We start from the raw sequence: 22,344 nt of genomic DNA, 5'->3' as shown, positions 1-22,344 counted from the left end.
ATCCATGTCCCGCCCACGTGTCGACGTCGTCGTTCTGACTATGAACGACCGCCCTGCGGAGGAAGCCGCAGCGCAGGCGACACTTCTTGCCCAGAGCGGCGTCGACGCGCGGGTGGTGGTGGTCGGCAACGGCTGCAAGCCCGAGGTCGTGCCACCCGGTGCGCTCACCGTGTACCTGCCCGAGAACATCGGCATCCCCGGTGGTCGCAACGCCGGCGCCGACGCGCTGCACGAGGCGGGCGATCCGGCCGAGTGGCTGTACTTCCTCGACAACGACGCCAGCTTCCCCCGCCGCGACATCCTTGCCCGGCTCGTCGCCGAGGCCGAGCAACATCCCGAGGCCGCCTGGGTGCAGCCCCGGCTGACCGGCCCGGACGATTCGACCACGCCGCGCCGTTGGGTCCCCCGGCTGCGCGCCTCGAACCCGGGACGGCCGGGGAAGGTCGCTTCGATGGCCGAAGGTGTCGTCCTGGTCCGGCGCCGCGCCTTCGACGCGGTAGGCGGGTGGGAAGAGCAACTCTTCTTGTATCACGAGGGGTTCGACCTGGCCTGGCGGCTGTATGAGGCGGGATGGAGCGGCTGGTACGCGGCCTCGATCCGCATGCACCACCCCCTCACCGAACCTGCCCGCCACGCGCTGTACCACCGGCTCGCCGCCCGCAACCGGATCTGGATCGCCCACCGCAACCTCCCCGCCCCGCTCCTCCCCCTCTACCTGAGCGCCTGGACCACAATCACCCTGGCCCGAGCCGTGCGCGGCGGCGGACTGCGCCTGACGCTGCGCGGCATCTACGAAGGATGGACGAGCCGGCGCACGCAACGGCGGCGTCCGATGAGCTGGCGCACCATCTACCGGCTCACCGCCGCCGGACGGCCGCCGATCATCTGACCTCCTTGCCCCGTCAGCCCACCCTGAGGAGTCCACTTCGCCATGAGCCAGCCACCGATGCCCTCGCTGATGGGAGTGTTCGCTCACCCCGACGATGAGAGCCTGCTGGCCGGCGGTGTGCTCGCACAGCACCACGCCGCCGACGCGCGCACCTGCGTCGTCACCGCGACCTGGGCCCCGATGAGCCACCGAGCCCCCCAACTTGCCGACGCCCTGATCGTCTTGGGCGCCGGGGCCCCGCGGCTGCTCGGCTACGCCGATGCCCGTAACCCCGCCTCGGCACCCGACGGCACCGTGCGCCTCGTTGACGCGCCCCTCGACGAAGCCGTCGGCCGCCTGGTCGCACACATCCGCCAGTTCCGGCCCGACATCGTCGTCGGACACGACGCCCTGGGCCAACTCACCGGGCACCCGGACCACCGGCGCGCCCACCAGATCACCCTCCTCGCCGTCGAGGCCGCCGGCCTGCCGCACCTGTATCCCGATGCCGGCGAACCCTGGCAACCGGCAGCCCTGTACGCGGCAACGCACTCACAATCCGGTATGGGCCGGCTCGGCCCGCTCCTGCAGAGCGTCGGGAAGACGCTCCTCGCGGTGCCGGAGGCGTACGTGACCACGACCGTCGACGTCTCACCGTGGGCCGCGGTGAAGTGGGCCGCGATCTGCGCCCACCGGAGCGAGGCGGCGCGCCCACGGCCCCTGCCCGGCCTGCTCGCCCGCCTGCCCGAACCGGAGCGCAACGAGATCATCAGCACCGAACACTTCACCCGGCTGTCCGTCGGCCCCACCCCGGGCGAACCGGCACAGGCTCGTCGCCTGACCGGCCCACCTCCAAACGGCACGGTTCCGTCCGCATGATCGAAGGCAAAATGACCAGCACGCCCTCCCCTGACCCGCCAACCAGCACGCAGATGAGCGACGACGAGTACGGGGCCTTGGTCCTGATCCAGTGCGTCGACTACCGCCCGGTCTGCCTCTTGCTCGGAGGCGGAGCTCGGCGAACCGCTGCTCCTCGGTCACCTCTCCGACCCCGACAAGCCGTACGTCTCCGCTGAGCAGCGCCCCTCCCCCGTCTCAGCCCGCTTCCCGTCGATCCGGCCACCGGCGGCACCTACATCCGTGTCCTGGCCACCCGAGCAGGCCATGGAGCTCTCGACTGGGGGCCTCGCCTCCGGCCACCGACTAGCTCTCCGCCGTCCACCCACGCCCGAGCCCGGCTCGGCCGGGCGGCAAGCCCTCACCGAACTGCCGGAGGCTACCGATCTCACTACCCTGTAGCCTGCCCCGGCCAGTCCCGAAACGAGGACTCGCATGAACGCCACATCACCCGCCCTCGGCATCCAACCCGTGCCCGCTCGCTCTCTGCCTGCCACACTTGCTGCTCCGGCGCCGGTGCGAACAGGGCACTGCCAGTGCGGCCGGATGTCACCGGTCTCCCGGATGATCCGCATTTGTGTTCTTGTGCCCATGAGTTCCGGATTTCCGGCGGGCTCGCGGTGCTGTGGGTGGGCTTTCCCCTCAACTCCCTGATCTGGACCGGGCCCGGTGGCGAGCCGAAGTGGTACGCGACCTACCTTCTCTGAACTATGGGAGAGACGAGTACCGCTCCATGTCAGGCCGGCCTGTCGACTGGCTGAACTACGCCCAAGGACTTCTCTGTAGGCTCTTCGCCTCAGGAGGTGCTGTGAACATGCTGGGCCGTGCTGGAGAAGGGTTTAGCTACGCCCCCTCGAGTTGGGCTAGCTTCCCCTCGGCGTGGGTCAGGCTGCTCGGCAGCCCTTCGATCTCGCCGAGCCAGCCTTCCCTTTCGGCTTCCACGATGCGTGTGAGGAGGTTGTCGCGGATTTCGACAAGCCGGGGACGTTCTGTCGCGTGGACGATCAGCGCGGGGCATCGGACACAAGCGTGTTCGTGAGCACAGTCAGTTCTGTATGCGCGGCCGCAGTCGCCCAGGGCGAGCTTGCGGCGCTCAAAGTGCCCGAGAAACTCTCCCCATTCCTCAGGAGTGACGGTGCGGTATTCATCGGCAGGCCGCAGAGCCCGGCGCCGGGCGATGAACGCTCGATGTGCCTCGATGGCATCAGTGGGGTAGATCGCGGCATATCCCAGCGTCGTTCCGGTGTGGTCGTGACCAACGATGACCTGAGCGATGTGAGGTGGCAGGCCGTTGAGGAGGGAGTCCGTGATGAAGATCCGCCGGAAGTCGTGGGGCTGAAAGACGAGAGGGTCAGCCACCCTGTCCGTCAAACCTGAGGCCAACATGGTGACGCCGAGTTCCCGACGGATCGTCGCTCGTGACAGCGGACGCAGGTAGCCACCAGAGCGATCCTGGAACAGGAGCGGCATCGGCGGGTTCCAGACCCGTTCGTAGTGGTCATAGCTACGAGAACAGGTACTCGCCCGCCCGAGCCTCGGACTCGAGAGACGACCGTACTCAACACGTCCGCCAGTTCCGGCGTGACCAAGACAAGTCGCTCTTGGTCCGTCTTCGACGGGGCGATCTGCAAGAGCGGAACGGTCTGCCCGGCGGTGGGGGGCCTGTAGCTGACGATGCTGTGATGCCCCAGCTCAAGGAGTTCCTCGATTCGGATGCCGGTGTGCCGCAAGATCAGCAACTGGCCTAACTCAGGCAGGACGAAGTTCCTCAGGTCTCTTCCGGACCGTAGGCCCGACCCTCCGCCGCGGGTTCTGCCTCGACTGCGGTACCCACCTGGTGTCCGTGGCCGACGGCTCCAGCACGATCACGGTGACCGGCCTCAGCCTCACCGACCAGAGTGGCATCGAACCTCTCGGCCACTCCTACCGCGAGAGCGCCGCGCCCTGGATGCACGTCACCCTTCTGCCAGCCCCGGCGGCACCCGACGGCAACGAGATCTCTGGGCCGGACATCCAGCGAAGCGGCTCCTACAATCCGGATGTACTCCACGCGACCGGGCGGATTATTGCGCAAGAACCTGCCCAGTCCATCGCAAACGAGCGGACCTTCGAGCTTCCGCCGTATGTCGAGGCGATGCGCAGGAGCATCCCGGGTCGCTTTGAGCCGGCTTCTGAGGACGAGGCGCCTGCCGCGCCTCAGACGATGATCGTTGAGCGGAAGCCGAAGCGGGCACGCAAGCGGAAGTAAGAGCGCTGCCGCTGAAGCCACCGGAGCTCCGCTTTGCGAGGGCCGGTCAAACCCTCGGAAACGTCCCGCAGACTGACGTGTCCGGCTGCTCTCAACGACCTGGTTCGCGCTGGTGCACCTGCTGAGCGCCGTAGTTGGCCCGGGGGCATGCTCAGCACAGGACAGTGGTTTGCGACGATGCCCAGGTTGGAGGGGTCGGACGCGCCTTGGCGAACGCGCGATCGAAGCCAGCCACTACAGGCTGACGAAAGAAGCGGGTGGGACATGCAGACGCTGGTGGAGGGAACCGTCACGGAGGCACTGCGCGACAGCGGCGGCGAGGTGATCCGTCTGTACGTAGCCGCCTGCGCCGAGCGCATGGCGCCGTTGTTCATAGGGCTGCGGGCGGGGGTGCCAGGGCGGGAGGCCGACCTGGACTTTTGCGTGCGGTCGGTACGCGACCTCTGGCACACAGGCCAGCCGCTGGCCGACGCTGCTGAGCGAGTAAGCGTGCTGGAGCGGTTCCCCGAACTTCAGCCGAGCGAGGAGGGGATCACCGATGTCGCTGACACCTACGCCTTCTTCGGAGCCCTCGCCTTGCGGTATGCCCTGTTGGCCCACGGCACCGGAGATCCCCGTGCTGCGGTGGCCTGTGGCCACGCGGCGCTCACCGCGATGGGGATGCTGGACCAGAATCTCACTGGTGTCGACTTCAGTGCCGAGGAGCAGCGGCTTCAGTCCCGCTCGGCGACCGGCGACGCCGCTGGTCTTTGGGAGGCCAGCGTGACAGCGGGACGGGAGCGGTTCCGGGCCGTGCTGGGTCGTACAGGGCAGGGCGGAAGCTGACATCGTGGTTGTCCGTACCGGCCAAGTAGACCGCTCAGTGACAGCCATCGACCTAGGCGGAGTGCCGTAGGCGGGCCGCCGGTGCGCGGGGTTTCGGTCAGTTGGTGGTGGTCGTTTCTGCGGCTGTGCCGGCGTCCTGCGTGGCGGCCCAGGAGGCCAGCAGGCGCAGGCCCTCCTCGGAGGGTGAGCCGGGTTCCGCGGTGTAGACGGTGACGGTGAGACCGGGTTCGGCGGTCATTTCCAGGTCTTCGAAGGCGAGGATCAGTTCGCCGACCGCCTGATGGTGGAAGCGCTTGGTGCCGGTGCCGTGGTGGCGGACGTTGTGGGCGCCCCAGCGGACGCGGAAGTCCTCGCTGCGGGTGGACAGTTCGCCCACCAGGTCGTGCAGACCCTTGTCGTGCGGGTTGCGGCCTGCTTCGGCCCGCAGGATCGGTACGCACATGTCGGCGAAGCGTTCCCAGTCGGGGTAGAAGCGCCGGGCGGCCGGGTCGAGGAACTGGAACCGGGCGAGGTTCAGATGGTTCCCGGGTGCGGCGTACAGGTCGGTGTAGAACGCGCGGGCGAGCGGGTTGGCGGCCAGGACGTCCATGCGGCCGTTGCGGACGAGTGCGGGGCCCGCTGTGATGGCGTCCAGCATCCACTGCAGGCTGCGGTGCGGCGTCCACTGGCCCTTCGTACGGCGGCGCTTCGGGCGGGTGAGGACGTCGGAGCCGTCGGCCGCCTGGGCCAGATGCAGCAGGTGGGCGCGTTCAGCGTCATCGAGCTGGAGCGCGCGGGCGACCGCTTCCAGGACGGGCGGGGAGACACCGGCGACGTGGCCGCGCTCCAGCTTGGCGTAGTACTCCACGCTCATGTCCGCCAGGGCGGCGACCTCGCTACGGCGCAGGCCCGGCACCCGCCGGCGGGAGCCGGGGGGCAGACCCGCCCGCTCGGGGGTGATCTTCGCGCGCCGCGAGGTCAGGAACTCGCGGACCTCTTCACGGTTGTCCATGCCTTCGACGGTACGGCCCGCCCGGCGCCCGAGGGATGCACTGCCGGTACACCCCTTGTCAGTGACTCGCTGCCCGCGCGATACGGCGGTTACCTGGATGACGTGGCGCTCACCGTCCACCCCGGCCGGGGTGGACGCAGTGCCCACCCCGGACCGCGCGGCACTTCCGCGCCGCACGGTACCGGGCCCGCACCCGTAGCCCGGCGGGCCGATGCACACCGCCCGTGTGTGTGCCGGCCGCCCCCGTACGTAAAGGAACCCTTCTCATGCGCGGAGCAGTGATCCACGCCCCCGGCGACATCCGCTTCGAGACCGTGGAGGACGCGAAGATCCTCAAGCCGACCGACGCCGTCATCCGTACGGCCGTGACCTGCGTGTGCGGCTCCGACCTGTGGCCCTACCGCGGCGCGGAGCCGACCCAGCAGGCCCATCCGATGGGCCACGAGTACGTGGGCTTCGTGGAGGAGGTCGGCTCCGAGGTCACCTCGGTCAAGCCCGGCCAGTTCGTCGTCGGCTCGTTCGCCACCTCGGACAACACCTGCGCGAACTGCCGAAACGGCTTCCAGTCGAGCTGCCTGAACCGCGAGTTCATGTCCACCTGCCAGGCCGAGTACGTCCGCATCCCCAACGCCCAGGGCACCCTGGTCGCCACCGACGGCGTACCGGACGAGAAGTTCTGGCCCGGCCTGCTGGCCGTCTCCGACGTAATGGGCACCGGCTGGTGGGCCGCCGAAGCCGCCGAGGTCGAGCCCGGCTCGACCGCCGTGGTCGTCGGCGACGGCGCGGTGGGCCTGTGCGCGGTGATCGCCGCCAAGGAGATGGGCGCGGAGCGCATCATCGCCATGTCCCGGCACGAGTCACGCCAGAAGCTGGCCCGCGAGTTCGGCGCCACCGACATCGTCACCGAGCGCGGCGAGGAGGGCGTCGCCCGGATCAAGGAACTGACCGGCGGGATCGGCGCCGACAGCGTGCTGGAGTGCGTGGGCACCGCCCAGTCCATGAGCCAGGCGCTGCACTCCGCCCGGCCCGGCGGCAACGTCGGCTTCGTCGGCGTCCCCCACGAGGTCGCCATCGACGGGCAGGAACTGTTCTTCTCCCACGTCGGCCTGCGCGGCGGCCCCGCTCCCGTCCGCCGTTACCTGCCCGACCTGATCGACCGCGTCCTGACCGGCGCGATCGACCCCGGCAAGGTCTTCGACCTCACCCTGCCCCTGGACCAGGTCGCCGAGGGCTACCAGGCCATGGACGAACGCCGTGCCATCAAGACGCTCCTCACCCCCTGACACGCCCCGGAAGGAACGCTCATGCAGATCACCCGCAGCTCCCTCGCCACCGCCAAGGGGCCCGCCGACTGGTTCACCGGCGATGTCTACATCGACGCCGTCGCCGCAGCCCCGGAGCCCTCCCGCGTCAGCGCCAACCTGGTGCACTTCATGCCCGGCGCCCGCACCCACTGGCACCGACACCCGCTGAGCCAGACCGTGTTCGTCACCGAAGGCGTCGGCCTGTGTCAGCGCCGCGGCGGCCCGGTCGAAGTCATCCGGCCGGGCGACCGCGTTCTGTTCGGGGCCGACGAGGAGCACTGGCACGGCGCCGCGCCGAACCGGCTGATGGTCCACCTGGCCATCAACGAGGCGGACGCCGACCACGACGTCGTGCACTGGCTGAACCCCGTCACCGACGAGGAATACGCCGCCGCGCCGGCCACGAGCTGACATCCCGGCCCGGCCCGCCGCCGCGAACGGCGCGCCGCACGCAGCGTGCCTGTCACTGGGCCGTCCCCTCGCTCATATCTCCCTTGTGAAAGGCGCACCGTGACCACTCTTGCCCTTGTCGGTGCCGGCTCCGGACTGGGGCTGGCGACCGCCCGCCGCTTCGGCCGCGAAGGCTTCGACATCGCCCTCGTCTCCCGCAGCCAGGACCACCTCGACGCTCTGGCCGCCGAGCTGGACCGGGACGGTGTCCGTGCTCACGGCTTCGCCGCCGACGTGCGCGACCCCCAGGCCCTGACCGCGGCCCTGGACCGAGGCCCTGCAGTACAGCCCCGTCCCCCAGGCGGCTGTTCTTCCTCATGGCGCTGACCGGGTTCACGCTGAACCCGATCGTCACCTCCCTCGCCGTCCGGTTCGCGGGCGACGCGCCCACGTTGACCGCGTCGCTGACCACTTCGGCCTACGAGACCGGCGTCGCCGCCGGATCGGCGCTCGCCGGTGCTGACCGTGGTCCCGCTGATCTTGCTCGCCGCGCCTGGCACCTCCACCCCGCCGCGCTTCGTCGCCCAGCGCCCCCTGCGACCGAGGCCAGGGGCGAGCAGCCTGCGGCCAGGCGCTGACACCCACCCGTACTCGCTCTCTCTTGGAGGCACTGCGTGAACACCACGTACGACTTCACCGGCAAGGTCGCCTTCGTCACCGGCGCCGCCTCCGGCATCGGCCGGGCCACCGCTCTCGCCTTCGCCCGCGCGGGCGCCCGGGTAGCCGTCGCCGACCGCGACGCCGACGGACTGAAGGAGACCGCCCGGCTCGTCACCGACGCCGGCGGCCAGGCCGTCGCCCTCGTCTGCGACGTCACCCGCGAGGACGAGGTGCAGGCGGCTGTCGACACCACGGTGGACCGGTTCGGACGGCTGGACGCCGCGTTCAACAACGCCGGCGTCGAGCAGCCCGTCCAGTCGGCCGCCGACACAGGCAAGGACGACTGGGACCGCATCCTCGGCGTCAGCCTGACCGGTATGTTCCTCTGCGCCCGCGCCGAGATCCGCCAGATGCTCCGGCAAGACGGTGGTGGTGCGATCGTCAACGTCTCCTCCGGCGCGGGCGTCAAGGGCTTCAAGGGGCAGGCCGCCTACGCCGCCGCCAAGCACGGCGTCATCGGCTTCACCCGCTCCGCCGCCCTCGACCACGCCGCCGACGGAATCCGTATCAACGCCGTCTGCCCCGGAATCATCGACACCGAGATGATCCGCCGCTTCGGCGACACCCGCCCCGGCGGCCGCGAAGGGCTCATCGCCGACGAACCCGTCGGCCGCCTCGGCAGGCCCGAGGAGGTCGCCTCCGCCGTGCTCTGGCTCTGCTCGGACGACGCCGCCTTCACCACCGGCACCGCCCTCGTCATCGACGGCGGCCAGACCGTCTGACTCACCGGCGGCCCGCGAAAGGAACCGTACGCATGAACCCCACCTACGACTTCACCGGCAAGGTCGCCCTCGTCACCGGCGCCGCCGGCGGCATGGGCCTGGCCACCGCCCGCGCCTACGCCCGTTCCGGTGCCGCCGTCGTCCTGGCCGACCTCAGCGAAGACGCCCTGACCAAGGTGACCGAGGAACTGACCTCCGCCGGCCACCAGGCTCTCGCAGTCCCCTGCGACGTCACCGACGAGGACCAGGTAGCCGCCCTCATCGATCAGACCGTGGCCTCCTTCGGCCGCCTCGACATGGCCTTCAACAACGCCGGCATCATGATCCCCCTGGCCGACGCCGCCGAGGAGGACGCTTCCGCCTTCGACCGGGTCAACGCGATCAACCTGCGCGGCGTGTGGGCGTGCATGAAGCACGAACTGCGCCAGATGCGCACCCAGGCCGAGGGCGGTGCGATCGTCAACTGCTCCTCCCTCGGCGGCCTGGTCGGCAACCCCGGTCGCGCCTCCTACCACGCCACCAAGCACGGCGTCATCGGCCTGACCAGCAGCGCCGCCCTCGAGTACGCCCCGCGCGGCATCCGGATCAACGCCGTCTGCCCCGGCACGATCGAGACCCCGATGGTCGCCGACATGATCGCCAAGGGGGAACTCGACCCCGCGGCCGCCGCAGCGGACGCCCCCATCGGCCGCCTGGGCACAGCAGAAGAGATCGCAGAAGCCGTCCTGTGGCTCAACAGCCCCGCCGCCTCCTACGTCGTCGGCGTGGCCCTGCCCGTCGACGGTGGCTACGTGGCCCGCTGAACCACCCCGGCCGAACGAGGAGGAGAAATCCCGTGGCACGCGTACTGGTCACCGGCGCCGCTACGGGGCTGGGCCGTGACACCGTCGCGGCTCTGCTCGATGACGGCCACGAAGCCGTCTTCCACACCCGCCGTCACGACCGGCTCACCGACGTACGCGACCTGCTGAACCGGGGTGCCGTCCCCGTCACCGGCGGCCACGCCGACGCCGGCCTCATCACCTCGCGGAACCAGGACACCCCCGCGGCCTACCCGGACAGCAAGCTGTTCGTCACCGCCGTCGACCCCGGATGGGTCCCCACCCCGCATGGGCGGCCCCTCCGCCCCCGACGACCTCCACCTAGCTTGATCAGCGCGGAGTGCCGGGCCCGCCGACGGAGGCGTGGAGCCACCACCGCGGGCCCGGAAGCAACCGTGACCACCGGCAAGCCGTGCGAGAGCGAGGCGACCGGGTTCGGACAGCCGCCGGTTGACGGCAGTGGGTTATGGCAGTTGGTCCAGGAACCAGGTGGAGAGTTCCTCAGTGATCAGGGTGTGGGTTTCGCTCTGCGAGGCGAGCTTGACGGCGTGGAAGGGCGACTCCTCCAGTTCCTCGTCGCTGATCGGGGTGTAGAGGTCGGAGTGGGTGGCCGGCTCCCGTACGGAGATGGCGCTCACGGCCGGGACGAAGCAGTGCTCGCGGATCGGGTTGACGACGCCGAAGCCCTGGATGTCGTTGAGCGCGTCGGCGAGGATGCCGAAGCCGGGGAGAGTGCCGCCGGGCGCGCCGTCGATGTCGGGCAGGTCGCTGGTGCGGACCTCGCGGGTGGGGACGGTGACTACCCGGAGCTTGGCGACCAGTTGGTCGTTGCCCTCGGACTGGGTCCGCAGCTCGGTGCCGGTGACGGCCAGCCCCTTGCCGGTGACGGCTTCGACGCCGGGAGCCACGCCGTTGCCGGCGCCGGTGTCGGGGCCGTTGGCGAGGGCGATCAGCCGGAGCTGCCTCGACCGGGGCCAGTTGCCGACCTCCTCCAGCGCGCGCAGGAACGCCAGGCGCCGCTCACTGGTGGCGGGCGTGTCGTCCCAGTTCGCGATGTGCTTGAAGAGCAGCTCCTGGGCCGCCGGGCTGTTGATCTGGTCCGAGAAGCGGGAGTTGAGCTTCTTGATGTAGTGCGCGAACGCCTGGAGGGCGATGGGGATCGAGGCGCCGGTGTGCGGGCTGTCCCAGGAGTAGTAGAGCTGCGCCTGGTGCTCGATGCCGGCCGTCTCCAGCTTGGCGAGGGCGTAGCGGGTGACCAGGCCGCCCATGCTGAAGCCGCCGACGGTCAGCGGGTGGTCGCCGGTACGGCGGTCGATCGCCTCGGCGACGGCCGCCATCACCGCCTCGGCGTTCTGCAGGATCGACGCGCTGCGCTCGTGGTAGCCGACCAGGACCACGTCGCGGCCCCGGCGACGGAGTTCGCTCAGAAGAGGGAACGGGCCGTACTCCAGGAGTTCCCAGGTGAGGCTGAGGTCGGTGGGGCCGACGCTGAAGCCGTCCGCCAGCAGAACCGGGCGGGTGAGCTGGCCGTTGCCCTCGCCGTGGTAGACCCAGGCGGTGCCGTAGGGGAGGTCCCAGACGTCGTTGGGCGGGGGCGGGATGCGATCCGTCGTGCGGGGACCGGGCGCCAGGATGATCGGGGGGCCGGCGTCGAAGGCGTCGGCGGCCTGCTGTTCGGTGATGCTCATGGGGGAATCCCTTCCTGAGGACGGGGCGGGGCGCCCTTTTCCGGATCGCATGCCGGGCCGGGGCTTGTGGCGTCGCGTCTTTTCCCAGCGGGACAACAAGACACGCCAGTCACTCTCCGTATCGTATCGAGTTCGAAGAGTGAATATCCCTTCCGGCTATGCGCGTCGAGCAACCGTTTGAGCTGCGGACACGCGGTCCGCCTCCATCGGAGTCATCCCACTCCGCCCGCGCACACCGGGGCCCCTCGGAGCTGCACGAACGCCGATGCCGCGCTCGGCAGCCGTTTCTCACCCACGAGATGGATGGCACTTGCTCGACAACGACGTACTCGTCGAACAACCCCAAGGCCGCCTGGCGACCATGCCACTGCGGACCATGATGACGCCCCAGCGCGGCGGCGCTCGCTGGCGGGCGGCCTTGCAGTTCGTCCTCGCGACGCGGCGCGAACCCCCAGGCGCTCGGCCCCCCTCACCGACGCCTCGTCCTTTGCTGACGCCCGAGGGTTCGTCACACCCCTGACCTGGGATGAACCGCTGATCACGTGGTATGTGGTGGAACTTTGTCGTCCGGAGTCTCCGTCCGGTGGAAGGTCGCGGTGAGGGCGGTCGCGAGGAAGGCGGCGCCGAGGAGGCAGGTCGCGGTCCAGCCACCGGCCGTGTAGGCGGCGGGTCCGAGGGCCGCGCCGGCGATGCCGCCGAGGGTGTAGCCGGTCATGTAGACCGAGGCCAGGCGGGCGCGGGCGTCGTCGATGTCGTAGACCACGCTCATGTTCAGCAGGTGGGTGGCGTGGATGGCGGTATCCATGGCGAAGAGCCCGATGAGGAGCCACGCCAGGTGATGGCCGCCGGCCCAGAGAGCGGCGAAGGACGCCACGCCGAGGACCAGTGCCGTCCTGGTGAGCCGTACGCGGTCGGCTCGGTCGGCGGCGCGGCCGATGAGGCGGACGGTGAGTGCTCCGGCGGCGCCGGCCAGTGCCAGCAGCCCGATCTGGGCGGGACCGTAGCCGTAGGGGGGTTCGGAGAGGCGGAAGGCCGCGGTCGACCAGAAGACGCCGAAGGCGGCGAAGGAGCAGCCTCCGATGAAGGCCCGGCGGCGCAGCAGCCGGTGGGTGGCGGCCAGGCGAAGCGTGGCGTGGAGCTGGGACCGGTACGAGGCGGGCAGGTCGGGCGGGGCGGGTGGAAGGGCGCGGGTGAGGACGACGGCGAGCAGCAGGGTACTGATCGCGGCCGCGGTGAACAGGGCACGCCAGCCGACGGCCTGCGAGACCAGGCCGGCGATGGTGCGGGACAGGAGGATGCCCGTGAGTCCGCCGGTGAGCATCGTCCCGACGGCGCGTCCGCGTTCGTGGGGTGCGGCCATGGTGGCGGCGTACGGGATGAGGGTGTTGACGAAGGCGGCGGCGGTGAGCCCGATGAGTGCTCCGGCGGTCAGGAGGAGGCCGGTGGTGCGGGCGGCGGCGGTCAGGGCGAGGGCGGCGGCGTCGGCGCAGAGCAGGACGGCGAGCAGGGGGCGGCGGGGGACGATGTCGCCGAGCGGGACGATCAGGATCAGGGCGAGGGCGTAGCCGAGTTGGCCGACGGCGATGAGATGGTCCGCCGCGTGGGGGCCGATGGACCGGGAGATCTGCGGGAGGAGGGGCTGGCAGTAGTAGAGGTTCGCGATCGTCAGTCCGTAGGCCGTCGCGAGCAGCCGGCCGGTCCGGGGAAAAGCGCTCTGCGGAGGTTCGATCAAGGTCACCTGGATGAACCTAGGGAGCCGATTGGGCCGCCGATAAGATCCAATCGCATGGCGGATCAGTGGCCCAATTCTGGCCTGGACCTGCATCTGGAACTGGACGCTTCTGACGGGCTCCGGACGGGTCTGGAGCGGGCGTTGCGAGCGGCCGTGCGGTCGGGGCGACTGGCGCCCGGGACACGGTTGCCGGCCACGCGGAGGCTCGCGGAGGATCTGGGGCTGGCGCGGGGCACGGTGCGGGCGGCGTACGACCAGCTCATCGCGGAGGGGTATCTGACCGCACGGCAGGGCTCGGGCACCGCGGTGGCGCTACTGCCGCGGGTCGTGCCGGTGGCCACGGTCGAACCGGCGCGGGAAATACGGCCCCAGCATGATCTGCGTCCGGGGAGTCCGGACGCATCGGCGTTTCCGGTGTCGGCGTGGCTGGAGTCGTCGAGGCGTGCCCTCGGCTCGGCTCCGGCCGACGCCTTCGGTTACGGCGATCCGCGGGGACGCGTCGAGTTGCGGACCGCGCTGGCCGGGTATCTGGGGCGGGCACGGGACGTGGCGGCCCATCCGGATTCGATTGTGATCACCAACGGGTATCTGCAGGGTCTGACGCTGCTGGCCGCCGCCGTCGGCGGGACGTTCGTCATGGAGGACCCGGGTGTTCCGATGCATGCCGAGGCGGTCCGCCGTGCCGGGGCGCGAGTGGTGCCGCTGCCGGTCGACGCTCTGGGCGCCCGCACCGATCTCGTCGGCGCTCTGACGGCGAATGCGGTGGAGGTCACCCCGGCCCATCAGTACCCGACCGGCCGGACGCTCCATCCCGGGCGACGGCGCACCCTCCTGGACTGGGCGCGCTCGTGCGGCGGTCTGATCGTCGAGAACGACTACGACGCGGAGTTCCGCTACGACCGCAAGCCCGTCGGCGCACTGCAGGGCGCAGGCCCCGAGGACGTGGCCTATCTGGGTACGACGTCCAAGACCCTGGGCCCGGCGCTGCGGATCGGCTGGATGGTCCTGCCGCCCCGTCTGACCGGCCCGGTGGTCGACGCGAAGCTGCACACCGACCACCACACCGAACATCTTGGCCAGCTGACCCTGGCTGACCTGATCACCCGTCATGGCTACGACCGGCACATCCGCGCCTCCCGCCAGCGATACCTGCGCCGCCGTGACGAGCTCCGTAGCCGCCTCGCGGACTTTCCCGTCTCCCTGACCGGCATCGCCGCGGGTCTGCACGCCCTGGCCGTTCTTCCCCCGGACGGGCCCACCGAGGCCGATGTCCGCACTGTCGCGGAGTCACACGGCCTCGCCCTCGGCTACCTGTCGGAACGCCGCGCGCTCCCCTCCACCGCCCAGGGCGTCATCATCGGCTACGGCCGTCCCCCCGAACACGCCTACGCGGCTGCCCTGGACGCCCTGACCGCAACCTTCACTGCCTGCTTCCCCTGACCCGCGCCCCTTGCGGGTACGCCGTGACCTTCCGCCTCGTCCGAGGCCGTATGCGTGAGCGGGCGGAGAGTCGATCTGCTTTAGCAGCCGGAGAGACGGACTCGTAGGTCTGGGGCAGCGATGACGGGGGTGCCAGACCCGTGCCAGATGCTGCGGGGAACCACGGAGAAGTCCGTGGAGGAGGGCGGCGAAGGGGCGGCGGACCTCCGGGACGGTCAACGCAATCGGGTCGCTGCCGCGGGCGGGGTGGTGCGGATGGCCGGGCCGCTGTGGTGCCGCGTCGGCGGCGAGAGCGGCCAGGACAGCCAGGACGGCCAGGACGGCCAGGACGGCCAGGTCGAGCATGGCGAGCGTGATGTGCCGGTGCCATGAGGTCCAGTGCCTGACCTGGCAATACTTCTGTCACCTGGAGCTCGGGGAGTCGCCCAGTGATGGGTACTCAGCGTGAGGGCGGGACGGAGATGGCCATCATCATCGTCGTGGGAGTGTCGCCGGCGTTGTTGTAGGCGTGGGCGGTGCTGGCTTCGAAGGAGGCACTGGAGCCGGCCGGGACGTGGAACGTCCTGCCGCCGACCATGAGGGTCAGTTCGCCGGCCGTGACGTGGATGAGTTCGAACGTGCCCGCGGGGTGGGGGTCGGAGGAGCTGCTGTCGCCCGGCATGAGCTGCCAGTCCCACATTTCCAGGGGGCCGGGGGCCTCGGCGCCCGCGAGGAGGCGGTTGTAGCTGCCGGCATCGGTGTGCCACAGCCGTACGGCCTGCTCGGCGGAGACGATGCGGACCGCGGGCCCCTGCGCGTAGTCGAGCAGGGTGGTGATGCTGACCCCGAGGGCGTCACCGATCTTGACGACGGTGCCGATGCTGGGGTTGGTGCGGGCCTGCTCGATCTGGACGAGCATGCTACGGCTGACGCCGGCCCGGGCGGCGAGCGCGTCCAGGCTGAGGTTGCGCTCTTTGCGCCAATGCCTGACGTTGCCCGCCAGGGACTGGGTCAACTGATCAAGGTCCGACACGGCCCACCCACAAAGTAGTTTACTATTTTGGACGGTCCAGTTACTTTATTGCACTACACTGAACCAGCCTGACCGTCCATTGAACTACACTGCGAGGCGTGCTGTGACCGCATTGTTCGCCCTGGCCACCAGCGTCCTGTACGGACTGGCCGACTTCGGCGGCGGGCTGCTGACGCGCCGCATCCCCGCCCTCACCGTGGTCGTGGTCTCGCAGGTGATCTCCGCGGTCACGCTCGGCCTGATCGTCGCCACCACCGGGGCGTGGGGCGAGGCAGGACCGCGGCTGTGGTTCGCCGTCGCGGCCGGACTGGTGGGACCGGTCGCCATGATCGCGTTCTACCAGGCACTGGCCCTGGGCCCCATGGGCGTCGTCTCACCGCTGGGCACCCTGGGCGTGGCCGTCCCCGTCGGCGTCGGACTCACCCTCGGCGAGCGCCCCGGCCCGGTGGCGGTCGGAGGCATCCTGATCGCCATCACCGGCGTCGTGCTCGCGGGCGGACCACAGCTCAAGGGCGCCCCGGTGCAGCGGAGGGCCGTCCTGCTCGCGCTGGTGGCCGCGCTCGGTTTCGGCACGGTCTTCGCGCTGATCGCCGAGGCGTCGACGACCATCCCCGCACTCTTCCTCGCCCTGTTCGTCCAGCGCGTCACCAACGTGGTCGCCGGCGGCGCCGCACTCTGGGTCTCCGTGCGGCGCGGCACCCCCGCGCTGCCGGACACCGGCTTCCCGTGGGCCTCCCTGCCGGCCCTCGCCTTCGTCGGCCTGGCCGACGTCGCCGCCAACGGCACCTATTCCATCGCCGCGCAGCACGGCCCGGTCACGATCGCCGCTGTACTGGCCTCGCTCTACCCAGTGGTGACCGCCCTGGCCGCACGGGGCTTCCTGCGCGAACGGCTGCAGGGACTGCAAGCGGTCGGCGCGGGCCTGGCACTGGCCGGAACAGTGCTCCTGGCCGCCGGATGACCCGAAACCCGACCGACGCGACGGACCGCCACGCACGCAAGCTCGCTGCCTACGGCGAGGGCCACCAGCGCCGCCAGTACGAGATAGGCACTGTTGCCACCGAGTCGTACCGCTCGCACGCAGTCGGTGGAGGACGGGGCGCCGCACCGAATTCTCGCGGCTCAGATCCGGCCCTTCCCTGCCCCGCGGGCGGTGCGCCGGCGCCGCGCGATGTTCCGCTCGCGCGGCGCCGTGCGGACCTTGAGGGTTATCGGGTCCTGAACCGGCGGAAGAGGTTGCGGGCCACGTACACGCCCGGGCCGCCGAACCCGACGATGTCGACGCGCCCGTCACCGGTGATGTCGGCGAGGAAACGGGGGTGACGGCCGACCCGCCAGGCGCCCGAGTCGTCGTTGTACCCGAAGCCACGGCACACCAACTGGGCCTGGTCGAACAGGCCGTCGCCGCGGTTGTGCGCCACCCACACCCCTTCGTCGCCGAAACCGACGATGTCCGGGTTGCCGTCGCCGGTGACGTCGGCGAGGAACCGGATGTGTTTGCCGCCCGTCCAGCCCTGGGCGTGCCCGAAGTCGTTCAGGACGAGCCGCGGGGGTTCGAACGTGCCGTCGCTGAGTCCGCGTGCGACCACGACGCCCTGCGGGCCGAACCCGATGATGTCCACCGCTCCGGCCGCGATGGTCCGCATCAAGAACCGGGGGTGCTCCTCGGCCGATTCCCACCCCTGGTCGGTCCCGAAGTCGTCGAGGACATAGAGCGGCTCGGCGAACGTGCCGTCCTCGTCCTGGAGCGAGACCCACACGCCGTCGTCGTGACAGCCGACGATGTCGGTGCGGCCGTCGCCCGTGATGTCGACCAGAAAACGGGGGTGCTTGTCGGCCAGCCAGCCGCCCGCCTTCTCACCATGGCCGAACGCCTTGAGGACAGGTTCGTCGGGAAGCGCCGCGAACTTCCCGTCCTCGTCCTGGAGCGAGACCCAGACGCCGTCGTCGTGGCAACCGACCAGGTCGAGCCTGCCGTCACCCGTGGTGTCGACCAGGAAACGGGGGTGCTTGTCGGCGAGCCACCCGCCGGCCCCGTCCCCGTGACCGAACGCCTTGAGGACAGGTTTGCCGCCCGCGGGCGCGAACGTCCCGCTCTCGTCCACCGTGGACACCCGGACCCCGTCCGCGGCCAGTACGACGACGTCGGACTTCCCCGTGCCCGTCGTGTCCGCAAGTGTCCACAGGTCCGAGGGACTCGCGGACTGCGCCGCCTGGTGCAGGAGGCGCTCGTCGTCGAACGTGCCGTCACCCCGGCTGGACGCCGTCACGGCGCCCTTCGCGGGTTTCAGCCCCACGATGTCCGCCCGCCCCACTCCCCCGGTGTCGGCGAGGAACCGTGCGCCGAGCCCGGCCCACCAGCCCGGCTGTCCCCCGGAAGGTTGATGTGACCCTTCGCTCTTCCAGCCCCCCGCGTCCTGGTCGCTGCCGAAGCCGCGGAGGACCAGCAGCAGGTCGCTGAAGGATGGCGTCGCGCCGGGGGCCGGACGCAGCCCCCCGGAGCGGGCCAGCCGCCAGGACTGACGGCCGTTCCAGTGGCTCAGCGCGGACCAGCTCAGAGCGGGGTCACTGGTGCGCTCGGGCTCGGCCGTCACGAACCGCCAGCGCTGGCTCTGCGCGTTGTCGTCGTACTCGCGCAGGGCGACGGGGACGTTCCCCTCGCCGGAGCCGGCGAGGTCGAGCACGGTGTCGTCGGTGGCGTTCTCGATGCAGTAGAGGCCCGGTCCGCCCTCGACGGGGACCACGCGCCACTGCTGGTTCTTCTTGCCGGCGGCGGCGTTCCCCTGGCGCACGCCACGGTCGGCGGCCGCGGGATTTTCGAGTACCTTGCCGCCGGCCACAGCGCGGATGACGTACGACTGGTCGTCCTGGCTGCCTTGAGCCGGTACGGGGATGAGCTGCCATTGGTCGGGGTCCGGGCCGCCGTCGGGCAACGCGCGGACCACGAGGGCTCCGTCCGCGCGTGTGGTGTCGACAGTAAGGGCCTTCCCCGTGGCGTCGTTGATGATCTGGAGCTTCAGTTCTTCCGTGGGCACGGGCATCGTGGTGCCTCTTCCAGGCGGCGCGGGCGGTGACTCGGGGCGGGTGCGGAGCGACGACGGCCGCGGATCACGTGAACACGTGGTGGTAGGGCACGTTCCACTCGCTGGGCAGCCGCGGGTAGAAGGTGTTGATGACCGTTCCGGTGAAGTCCCCGCCCCAGTTGTAGGTGAGGCGCACTTCGCTGTCGGCCGCCACCGCGTGGTCCTTGAAGCCGAGGATGGTGTCGGGGTGGGTGATCGGCACGAAGGTGATCCCGCCCCACGGCGTCACCGTGACGACCCAGAGCTGGGTGTCCTCGGGCGTGCCGTTCTTGCCGCGCCACAACTCGCCCACCTTGTCCGGCAGTCCGACCTGAACGGTGTCGGCGGTGCTCTTCGGGGCGTCCTGGTGGACGGTGATACGCCGGCGCCGCGGCTTGGGCGCACCGTCGTCGCCGCGCCCGGCGTCGGCATCGGCCGCACCGGCCGGCTTGGGCGACACCTGGCCCGCGGCGCTCTCGAGGACGTACAGCGGCCGTTGCCCGAAGAAGCCGGCGGGGGTGATGTACCAGAGATGGCCCTGCGCCTCCTTCACGGCCGGGTCGAGCGAGGTGGCCAGTTTGACCCCCTTGTCGTGGCTCGTCTCCTTCAGTTCGGCCGGCCGCAGGTAGCCGCCGTTGAAAGCGTGCACCAGCATGACTGGCCGATTCTCGACGAGTGCCGCCACGGTCGCATTGTCATAACTGTTCACCGCCACCGGGCCGCCGACTACCAAATTGGACATCATTGTGCGTTCCTGCGTGTACATCGCGGAATCCTCACCTGAAGCTGGACGGGGAGAACAATGCTCCGGACACACGGACGTCCGAAAGCATGTGGATGGCCGAATCGAGAATTGGATCCTCGACAACGATCGAGGTCACACTACCCACGGGCAGTGACTACGGAAAGTCATCGATCGAGTGAAGAAAAGTAATTCAGGGCCCGGATCACTCGATTGAGTGTGATGTACAGATACATCTTCCCGGCGATTTCAACCCCGTGCTAATTTCGCCTGCCAGAACGTGCGCGAATTTTTGTTTGCTTTCCACTGAGCACGACAGATCCGGAATGATCAGAGGACGGGTAGATGCCTTCCAACGCGTACAGCCTGGTGCAGGCCAAGCGTCAGCCCCTGACGAAGAAGAACCTCCGGGAACTCGACATCGAACAGACCTGGCAGTCCATCCTGGGCCACCCCAACCTGGTCTACGTCGATCCCTCCGGCGTGAAGCACAAACCCATCGGCTTCTCCGTGAACAAGTCGAGCTTCGGCTCGTTCCCCGGCACTGCCTTCCAGCTCGGCTGGCTCGCCTACATGAACCTCGGAGAGCCGCTGATCGAGGTGCGCGGCGACATCGGCCAGCCTCCGCCCGACACGTTCTCCTCACGCACCTACGTCAACCGCAGCCAGGCCGAGATGACCTTCACCGACTCGGTCGACTTCACCGTGTCGAACGGGGTCACCTGGTCGCTCCACGGAGACGCGAAGCTCACGTTCGGCGGCAGTGTCGGAGCGTCGCTGCAACTGCAGTTGCAGAACCAGCTCCGCCTGGACCTCCAGTCGCAGCTCCAGGCGTCGTGCCAGAACGGGACGGCGAACAGGAACTCGAACACGGTCACCAACAAGAACAGCAAGGACAGCGTCGGGGTCGACAACGCCAACACCAGTGAGACGTCCGCGAGCAGCTCCGCGACGAACTCCTCGTCGAACGGGATGACGAACTCGGTGGGGTTCACCACCTCGGGCAGCGCCACCGGCAACGCCTCGCTCAACGCCCAGCTCGCCCTGGGCATCGCGGCCACCGTCGGCGGCTCCCTGTCCACGAGCTGGGCGTCGAAGTCGCAGATCTCCGGGAAGGTCCCGCCGAACTCCCGCGTGCAGACCATGGTGTCGCAGCGGCGCACCCGCAAGCAGTACACCTACGAGATCCCGGTGACCTTCTCCGGTCTGATCGCGGTGCAGTACCCCGTGCCGGTGGCGGTCCTGTCTCCCCCGCAGAGCAAGACCTATCCCGGCCTCGACCATCTGGTCGCCCGCGACATCGGCGACATCGATCTGGCGCCCGGGGGCTTTCGCATGAAGGGACTGGCCGAGGTCGTCTCCGCCCTGGAGGTCCACCACACGATGCTCGACGGCGAGAACCTCGCCGTCAGCCAGCAGACGCTGCACAAGCAGCCCTGACCGCGCGGCGCCGCCGCCACGACGACCAGAGGTGACGACCATGGTGTTCGACAACATCTTCAACTCCGCGGGCAAGGGCACGGGGCTCTTCTCCGTGACGACCGACGGCACCAAGCCCCAGCCAGGCGCCGGCGTCGACTTCGAGGACGCCGCCGACGACACGTACGACGACACGGTCCCGAGCCTGTTCAGCAGCGGCATCCACGGGGCCTCCTCCCGCGCGAGCATCGTGCGGGAGCAGTCCCCCGAGGCGCGTGCCGTCCTGGGCTTCCTCGGCTCCTTCATCCAGGCCACGCAGGAATCGGCGGGCGCGCAGGCCCGGTTCGCGGGGGATCCCGGCTCGGTGTCAGCGGCGGCGTCCGCCGGCATGCGGGAGTCGAGTACGACGGTGACCGACGACCTCGGTCTGAAGAAGGACGGGGACCTGGAGGACAGGCCCAGCAAGAGCGATTTCAGCAAGCCCCCCAAGGCACCGGACGCACCGAAGGCACCGGACGCCCCCCAGGCGCCCAAGGCGACCGCGGAGAAGCCGCCCCAATCCAAGTGACACCCGGCTTCCGAGGGGTCAGGGGCGATGGCGCCCCTGACCCCTCGCCGGTCATACGGGGAGCAACTGCCACTGACGCGCCCGGTGGTCGCCGTCCGCTCCGTCCTGCTTGACCGACGCGCGGGCGTTGGTGTCCACCCGCAGCAGCAACCCGCTCTTGTGGTTGGCGATTTCGTACACCCGCGGGGCACCGTCCTGGGAGCCCACCGGGATCAGCCTCCAGTGCTGATGGCGTGCCGCGCCGCCCTCGTAGGACCGTTGCACGACCACCGCGCCGGACATCTCCTGCGCTCCGAGGACTTCGAGGACCTTGCGGCTGCGCACGTTCTCGATCCTGTACAGGATGTCGCCGTCGTCCTGGCCCGCCGCGACCAGCCGCCAACGCTGGTGATCGCGGGGGCCGGCCAGGGTCTGGTGGATCTCCGCCCCGTCCTTGGTGGACTCACGCAGGACCCCCATCCGCAGCCTGCTGCGTACGTTGGCCCAGGAGACCACCGTGCCCGACTCGGGCAGCCCGGCCAGCTTTCCCGACGCGATCTTGCGGACCCGGTTGTTGGTGAAGTCAGCGATGTAGAGCGTGTCGACGCAGTCCACAGCGAGCGCGATCGGCTTGTCCAACTGGGCCGAGGCCGCCGGGCCGTCGTCACCGCCGAAGCCCGCGGCCCCCGTGCCGGCGACCGTGCTGATCGTCCCGTCGGCCGCCACCCTGCGGACGCGGTTGTTGCCGTAGTCGGCGATGTAGACGTCACCGGCGCTGTCCACCGCCACCCCTGTCGGACCGCTCAGTTTCGCCGAGGCAGCCGGGCCGTCGTCACCGCCGAAGCCCGCGGCCCCCGTGCCGGCGACCGTGCTGATCGTCCCGTCGGCCGCCACCCTGCGGACGCGGTTGTTGCCG

The 22,344-nt window shown here is 70.0% G+C and carries 23 protein-coding genes; 14 read left to right on the top strand and 9 right to left on the bottom strand.

The features are described from left to right. The first annotated feature begins 4 nt into the window (after window positions 1–4). Window positions 5–889, top strand: a complete 885-nt coding sequence (locus ACZ3HQ_RS07330; RefSeq protein ID WP_467508730.1) for a glycosyltransferase family 2 protein — start codon at window positions 5–7, stop codon at window positions 887–889. A gap of 42 nt (window positions 890–931) precedes the next feature. Next, complete coding sequence (locus ACZ3HQ_RS07325) at window positions 932–1,747, top strand: PIG-L deacetylase family protein (RefSeq protein WP_467508729.1); 816 nt, start codon at window positions 932–934, stop codon at window positions 1,745–1,747. A gap of 861 nt (window positions 1,748–2,608) precedes the next feature. On the opposite strand, the gene ACZ3HQ_RS07320 is transcribed toward ACZ3HQ_RS07325, so the two are convergent. Then, window positions 2,609–3,235: an integrase gene (locus ACZ3HQ_RS07320; protein WP_467508728.1), complete on the bottom strand. Its 627-nt coding sequence runs from the start codon at window positions 3,233–3,235 to the stop codon at window positions 2,609–2,611. A 373-nt stretch (window positions 3,236–3,608) separates the two neighbouring features. Here ACZ3HQ_RS07320 and ACZ3HQ_RS07315 point away from each other — a divergent pair, with 373 nt between their 5' ends. Beyond that, a complete protein-coding gene (locus tag ACZ3HQ_RS07315; protein WP_467508727.1) occupies window positions 3,609–4,013 on the top strand; it encodes a hypothetical protein in 405 nt (134 codons plus the stop codon). A gap of 264 nt (window positions 4,014–4,277) precedes the next feature. After that, window positions 4,278–4,838, top strand: coding sequence for a hypothetical protein (locus tag ACZ3HQ_RS07310; RefSeq protein WP_467508726.1), 561 nt, complete (start codon window positions 4,278–4,280; stop codon window positions 4,836–4,838). A 97-nt stretch (window positions 4,839–4,935) separates the two neighbouring features. On the opposite strand, the gene ACZ3HQ_RS07305 is transcribed toward ACZ3HQ_RS07310, so the two are convergent. Then, window positions 4,936–5,829: a helix-turn-helix transcriptional regulator gene (locus ACZ3HQ_RS07305; protein ID WP_467508725.1), complete on the bottom strand. Its 894-nt coding sequence runs from the start codon at window positions 5,827–5,829 to the stop codon at window positions 4,936–4,938. 266 nt (window positions 5,830–6,095) lie between these two features. Here ACZ3HQ_RS07305 and ACZ3HQ_RS07300 point away from each other — a divergent pair, with 266 nt between their 5' ends. From ACZ3HQ_RS07300 to ACZ3HQ_RS07280, 5 genes are all read left to right on the top strand, one after another. Further along, on the top strand, window positions 6,096–7,112 hold the full coding sequence (locus tag ACZ3HQ_RS07300) for a zinc-dependent alcohol dehydrogenase family protein (protein ID WP_467508724.1): 1,017 nt from the start codon (window positions 6,096–6,098) through the stop codon (window positions 7,110–7,112). Between the two features lie 21 nt (window positions 7,113–7,133). Further along, the gene (locus tag ACZ3HQ_RS07295) at window positions 7,134–7,544 is read left to right on the top strand and encodes a (R)-mandelonitrile lyase (protein ID WP_467508723.1); all 411 of its coding nucleotides are present in this window, start codon (window positions 7,134–7,136) and stop codon (window positions 7,542–7,544) included. 99 nt (window positions 7,545–7,643) lie between these two features. Next, complete coding sequence (locus ACZ3HQ_RS07290; protein WP_467508722.1) at window positions 7,644–7,910, top strand: SDR family NAD(P)-dependent oxidoreductase; 267 nt, start codon at window positions 7,644–7,646, stop codon at window positions 7,908–7,910. A 287-nt stretch (window positions 7,911–8,197) separates the two neighbouring features. Next, a complete protein-coding gene (locus ACZ3HQ_RS07285; protein ID WP_467508721.1) occupies window positions 8,198–8,965 on the top strand; it encodes a glucose 1-dehydrogenase in 768 nt (255 codons plus the stop codon). A 32-nt stretch (window positions 8,966–8,997) separates the two neighbouring features. Beyond that, window positions 8,998–9,768 carry an SDR family NAD(P)-dependent oxidoreductase gene (locus ACZ3HQ_RS07280; RefSeq protein ID WP_467508720.1) on the top strand — a complete coding sequence of 257 codons (771 nt, stop codon included), beginning with the start codon at window positions 8,998–9,000 and terminating at the stop codon, window positions 9,766–9,768. Here ACZ3HQ_RS07280 and ACZ3HQ_RS07275 read toward each other — a convergent pair. From ACZ3HQ_RS07275 to ACZ3HQ_RS07265, 3 genes are all read right to left on the bottom strand, one after another. Next, complete coding sequence (locus ACZ3HQ_RS07275) at window positions 9,753–9,968, bottom strand: hypothetical protein (RefSeq protein WP_467508719.1); 216 nt, start codon at window positions 9,966–9,968, stop codon at window positions 9,753–9,755. The genes ACZ3HQ_RS07280 and ACZ3HQ_RS07275 overlap by 16 nt on opposite strands. A gap of 282 nt (window positions 9,969–10,250) precedes the next feature. Then, complete coding sequence (locus ACZ3HQ_RS07270) at window positions 10,251–11,474, bottom strand: thioesterase domain-containing protein (RefSeq protein WP_467508718.1); 1,224 nt, start codon at window positions 11,472–11,474, stop codon at window positions 10,251–10,253. 538 nt (window positions 11,475–12,012) lie between these two features. Then, on the bottom strand, window positions 12,013–13,212 hold the full coding sequence (locus tag ACZ3HQ_RS07265; protein WP_467508717.1) for an MFS transporter: 1,200 nt from the start codon (window positions 13,210–13,212) through the stop codon (window positions 12,013–12,015). A gap of 48 nt (window positions 13,213–13,260) precedes the next feature. On the opposite strand from ACZ3HQ_RS07265, the gene pdxR reads away from it, so the two are divergent. After that, the gene (gene pdxR / locus ACZ3HQ_RS07260; RefSeq protein ID WP_467508716.1) at window positions 13,261–14,646 is read left to right on the top strand and encodes a MocR-like pyridoxine biosynthesis transcription factor PdxR; all 1,386 of its coding nucleotides are present in this window, start codon (window positions 13,261–13,263) and stop codon (window positions 14,644–14,646) included. Between the two features lie 147 nt (window positions 14,647–14,793). Then, window positions 14,794–15,018 carry a hypothetical protein gene (locus ACZ3HQ_RS07255; RefSeq protein WP_467508715.1) on the top strand — a complete coding sequence of 75 codons (225 nt, stop codon included), beginning with the start codon at window positions 14,794–14,796 and terminating at the stop codon, window positions 15,016–15,018. A gap of 67 nt (window positions 15,019–15,085) precedes the next feature. Here the strand turns inward: ACZ3HQ_RS07255 and ACZ3HQ_RS07250 are convergent, their stop codons facing one another. Beyond that, a complete protein-coding gene (locus ACZ3HQ_RS07250) occupies window positions 15,086–15,658 on the bottom strand; it encodes a helix-turn-helix domain-containing protein (protein WP_467508714.1) in 573 nt (190 codons plus the stop codon). Window positions 15,659–15,761: 103 nt separating this feature from the next. Between ACZ3HQ_RS07250 and ACZ3HQ_RS07245 the strand changes: the two genes are divergently transcribed. Continuing rightward, window positions 15,762–16,619 carry an EamA family transporter gene (locus ACZ3HQ_RS07245; RefSeq protein ID WP_467508713.1) on the top strand — a complete coding sequence of 286 codons (858 nt, stop codon included), beginning with the start codon at window positions 15,762–15,764 and terminating at the stop codon, window positions 16,617–16,619. A gap of 247 nt (window positions 16,620–16,866) precedes the next feature. Here ACZ3HQ_RS07245 and ACZ3HQ_RS07240 read toward each other — a convergent pair whose 3' ends face one another. Together ACZ3HQ_RS07240 and ACZ3HQ_RS07235 are read right to left on the bottom strand one after the other, a co-directional pair. Continuing rightward, the gene (locus ACZ3HQ_RS07240; RefSeq protein ID WP_467508712.1) at window positions 16,867–18,699 is read right to left on the bottom strand and encodes an FG-GAP-like repeat-containing protein; all 1,833 of its coding nucleotides are present in this window, start codon (window positions 18,697–18,699) and stop codon (window positions 16,867–16,869) included. Window positions 18,700–18,766: 67 nt separating this feature from the next. After that, window positions 18,767–19,486: a hypothetical protein gene (locus ACZ3HQ_RS07235; RefSeq protein WP_467508711.1), complete on the bottom strand. Its 720-nt coding sequence runs from the start codon at window positions 19,484–19,486 to the stop codon at window positions 18,767–18,769. A gap of 321 nt (window positions 19,487–19,807) precedes the next feature. Here ACZ3HQ_RS07235 and ACZ3HQ_RS07230 point away from each other — a divergent pair, with 321 nt between their 5' ends. Together ACZ3HQ_RS07230 and ACZ3HQ_RS07225 are read left to right on the top strand one after the other, a co-directional pair. After that, complete coding sequence (locus tag ACZ3HQ_RS07230; RefSeq protein WP_467508710.1) at window positions 19,808–20,902, top strand: hypothetical protein; 1,095 nt, start codon at window positions 19,808–19,810, stop codon at window positions 20,900–20,902. 40 nt (window positions 20,903–20,942) lie between these two features. Continuing rightward, window positions 20,943–21,449: a hypothetical protein gene (locus ACZ3HQ_RS07225; RefSeq protein ID WP_467508709.1), complete on the top strand. Its 507-nt coding sequence runs from the start codon at window positions 20,943–20,945 to the stop codon at window positions 21,447–21,449. Between the two features lie 51 nt (window positions 21,450–21,500). Here ACZ3HQ_RS07225 and ACZ3HQ_RS07220 read toward each other — a convergent pair. Further along, window positions 21,501–22,344: NHL domain-containing protein (locus tag ACZ3HQ_RS07220; protein ID WP_467508708.1), on the bottom strand; the 844-nt coding region annotated here is incomplete at its 5' end.

Source organism: Streptomyces sp. NPDC018263, from assembly GCF_055562575.1.
Note: the sequence above shows the minus strand (reverse complement) of the source record. Positions and strands in the feature narration are given on the sequence as shown.

What these genes read in the sequence shown, in the direction of transcription:
- ACZ3HQ_RS07330 (WP_467508730.1), top strand. Translation starts at nt 5, where the DNA reads ATGTCCCGCCCACGTGTCGACGTCGTCGTTCTGACTATGAACGACCGC.
- ACZ3HQ_RS07325 (WP_467508729.1), top strand. Translation starts at nt 932, where the DNA reads ATGAGCCAGCCACCGATGCCCTCGCTGATGGGAGTGTTCGCTCACCCC.
- ACZ3HQ_RS07320 (WP_467508728.1), bottom strand. Translation starts at nt 3,235, where the DNA reads ATGCCGCTCCTGTTCCAGGATCGCTCTGGTGGCTACCTGCGTCCGCTG.
- ACZ3HQ_RS07310 (WP_467508726.1), top strand. Translation starts at nt 4,278, where the DNA reads ATGCAGACGCTGGTGGAGGGAACCGTCACGGAGGCACTGCGCGACAGC.
- ACZ3HQ_RS07305 (WP_467508725.1), bottom strand. Translation starts at nt 5,829, where the DNA reads ATGGACAACCGTGAAGAGGTCCGCGAGTTCCTGACCTCGCGGCGCGCG.
- ACZ3HQ_RS07300 (WP_467508724.1), top strand. Translation starts at nt 6,096, where the DNA reads ATGCGCGGAGCAGTGATCCACGCCCCCGGCGACATCCGCTTCGAGACC.
- ACZ3HQ_RS07295 (WP_467508723.1), top strand. Translation starts at nt 7,134, where the DNA reads ATGCAGATCACCCGCAGCTCCCTCGCCACCGCCAAGGGGCCCGCCGAC.
- ACZ3HQ_RS07280 (WP_467508720.1), top strand. Translation starts at nt 8,998, where the DNA reads ATGAACCCCACCTACGACTTCACCGGCAAGGTCGCCCTCGTCACCGGC.
- ACZ3HQ_RS07270 (WP_467508718.1), bottom strand. Translation starts at nt 11,474, where the DNA reads ATGAGCATCACCGAACAGCAGGCCGCCGACGCCTTCGACGCCGGCCCC.
- pdxR (WP_467508716.1), top strand. Translation starts at nt 13,261, where the DNA reads ATGGCGGATCAGTGGCCCAATTCTGGCCTGGACCTGCATCTGGAACTG.
- ACZ3HQ_RS07255 (WP_467508715.1), top strand. Translation starts at nt 14,794, where the DNA reads ATGCTGCGGGGAACCACGGAGAAGTCCGTGGAGGAGGGCGGCGAAGGG.
- ACZ3HQ_RS07240 (WP_467508712.1), bottom strand. Translation starts at nt 18,699, where the DNA reads ATGCCCGTGCCCACGGAAGAACTGAAGCTCCAGATCATCAACGACGCC.
- ACZ3HQ_RS07235 (WP_467508711.1), bottom strand. Translation starts at nt 19,486, where the DNA reads ATGTACACGCAGGAACGCACAATGATGTCCAATTTGGTAGTCGGCGGC.
- ACZ3HQ_RS07230 (WP_467508710.1), top strand. Translation starts at nt 19,808, where the DNA reads ATGCCTTCCAACGCGTACAGCCTGGTGCAGGCCAAGCGTCAGCCCCTG.
- ACZ3HQ_RS07225 (WP_467508709.1), top strand. Translation starts at nt 20,943, where the DNA reads ATGGTGTTCGACAACATCTTCAACTCCGCGGGCAAGGGCACGGGGCTC.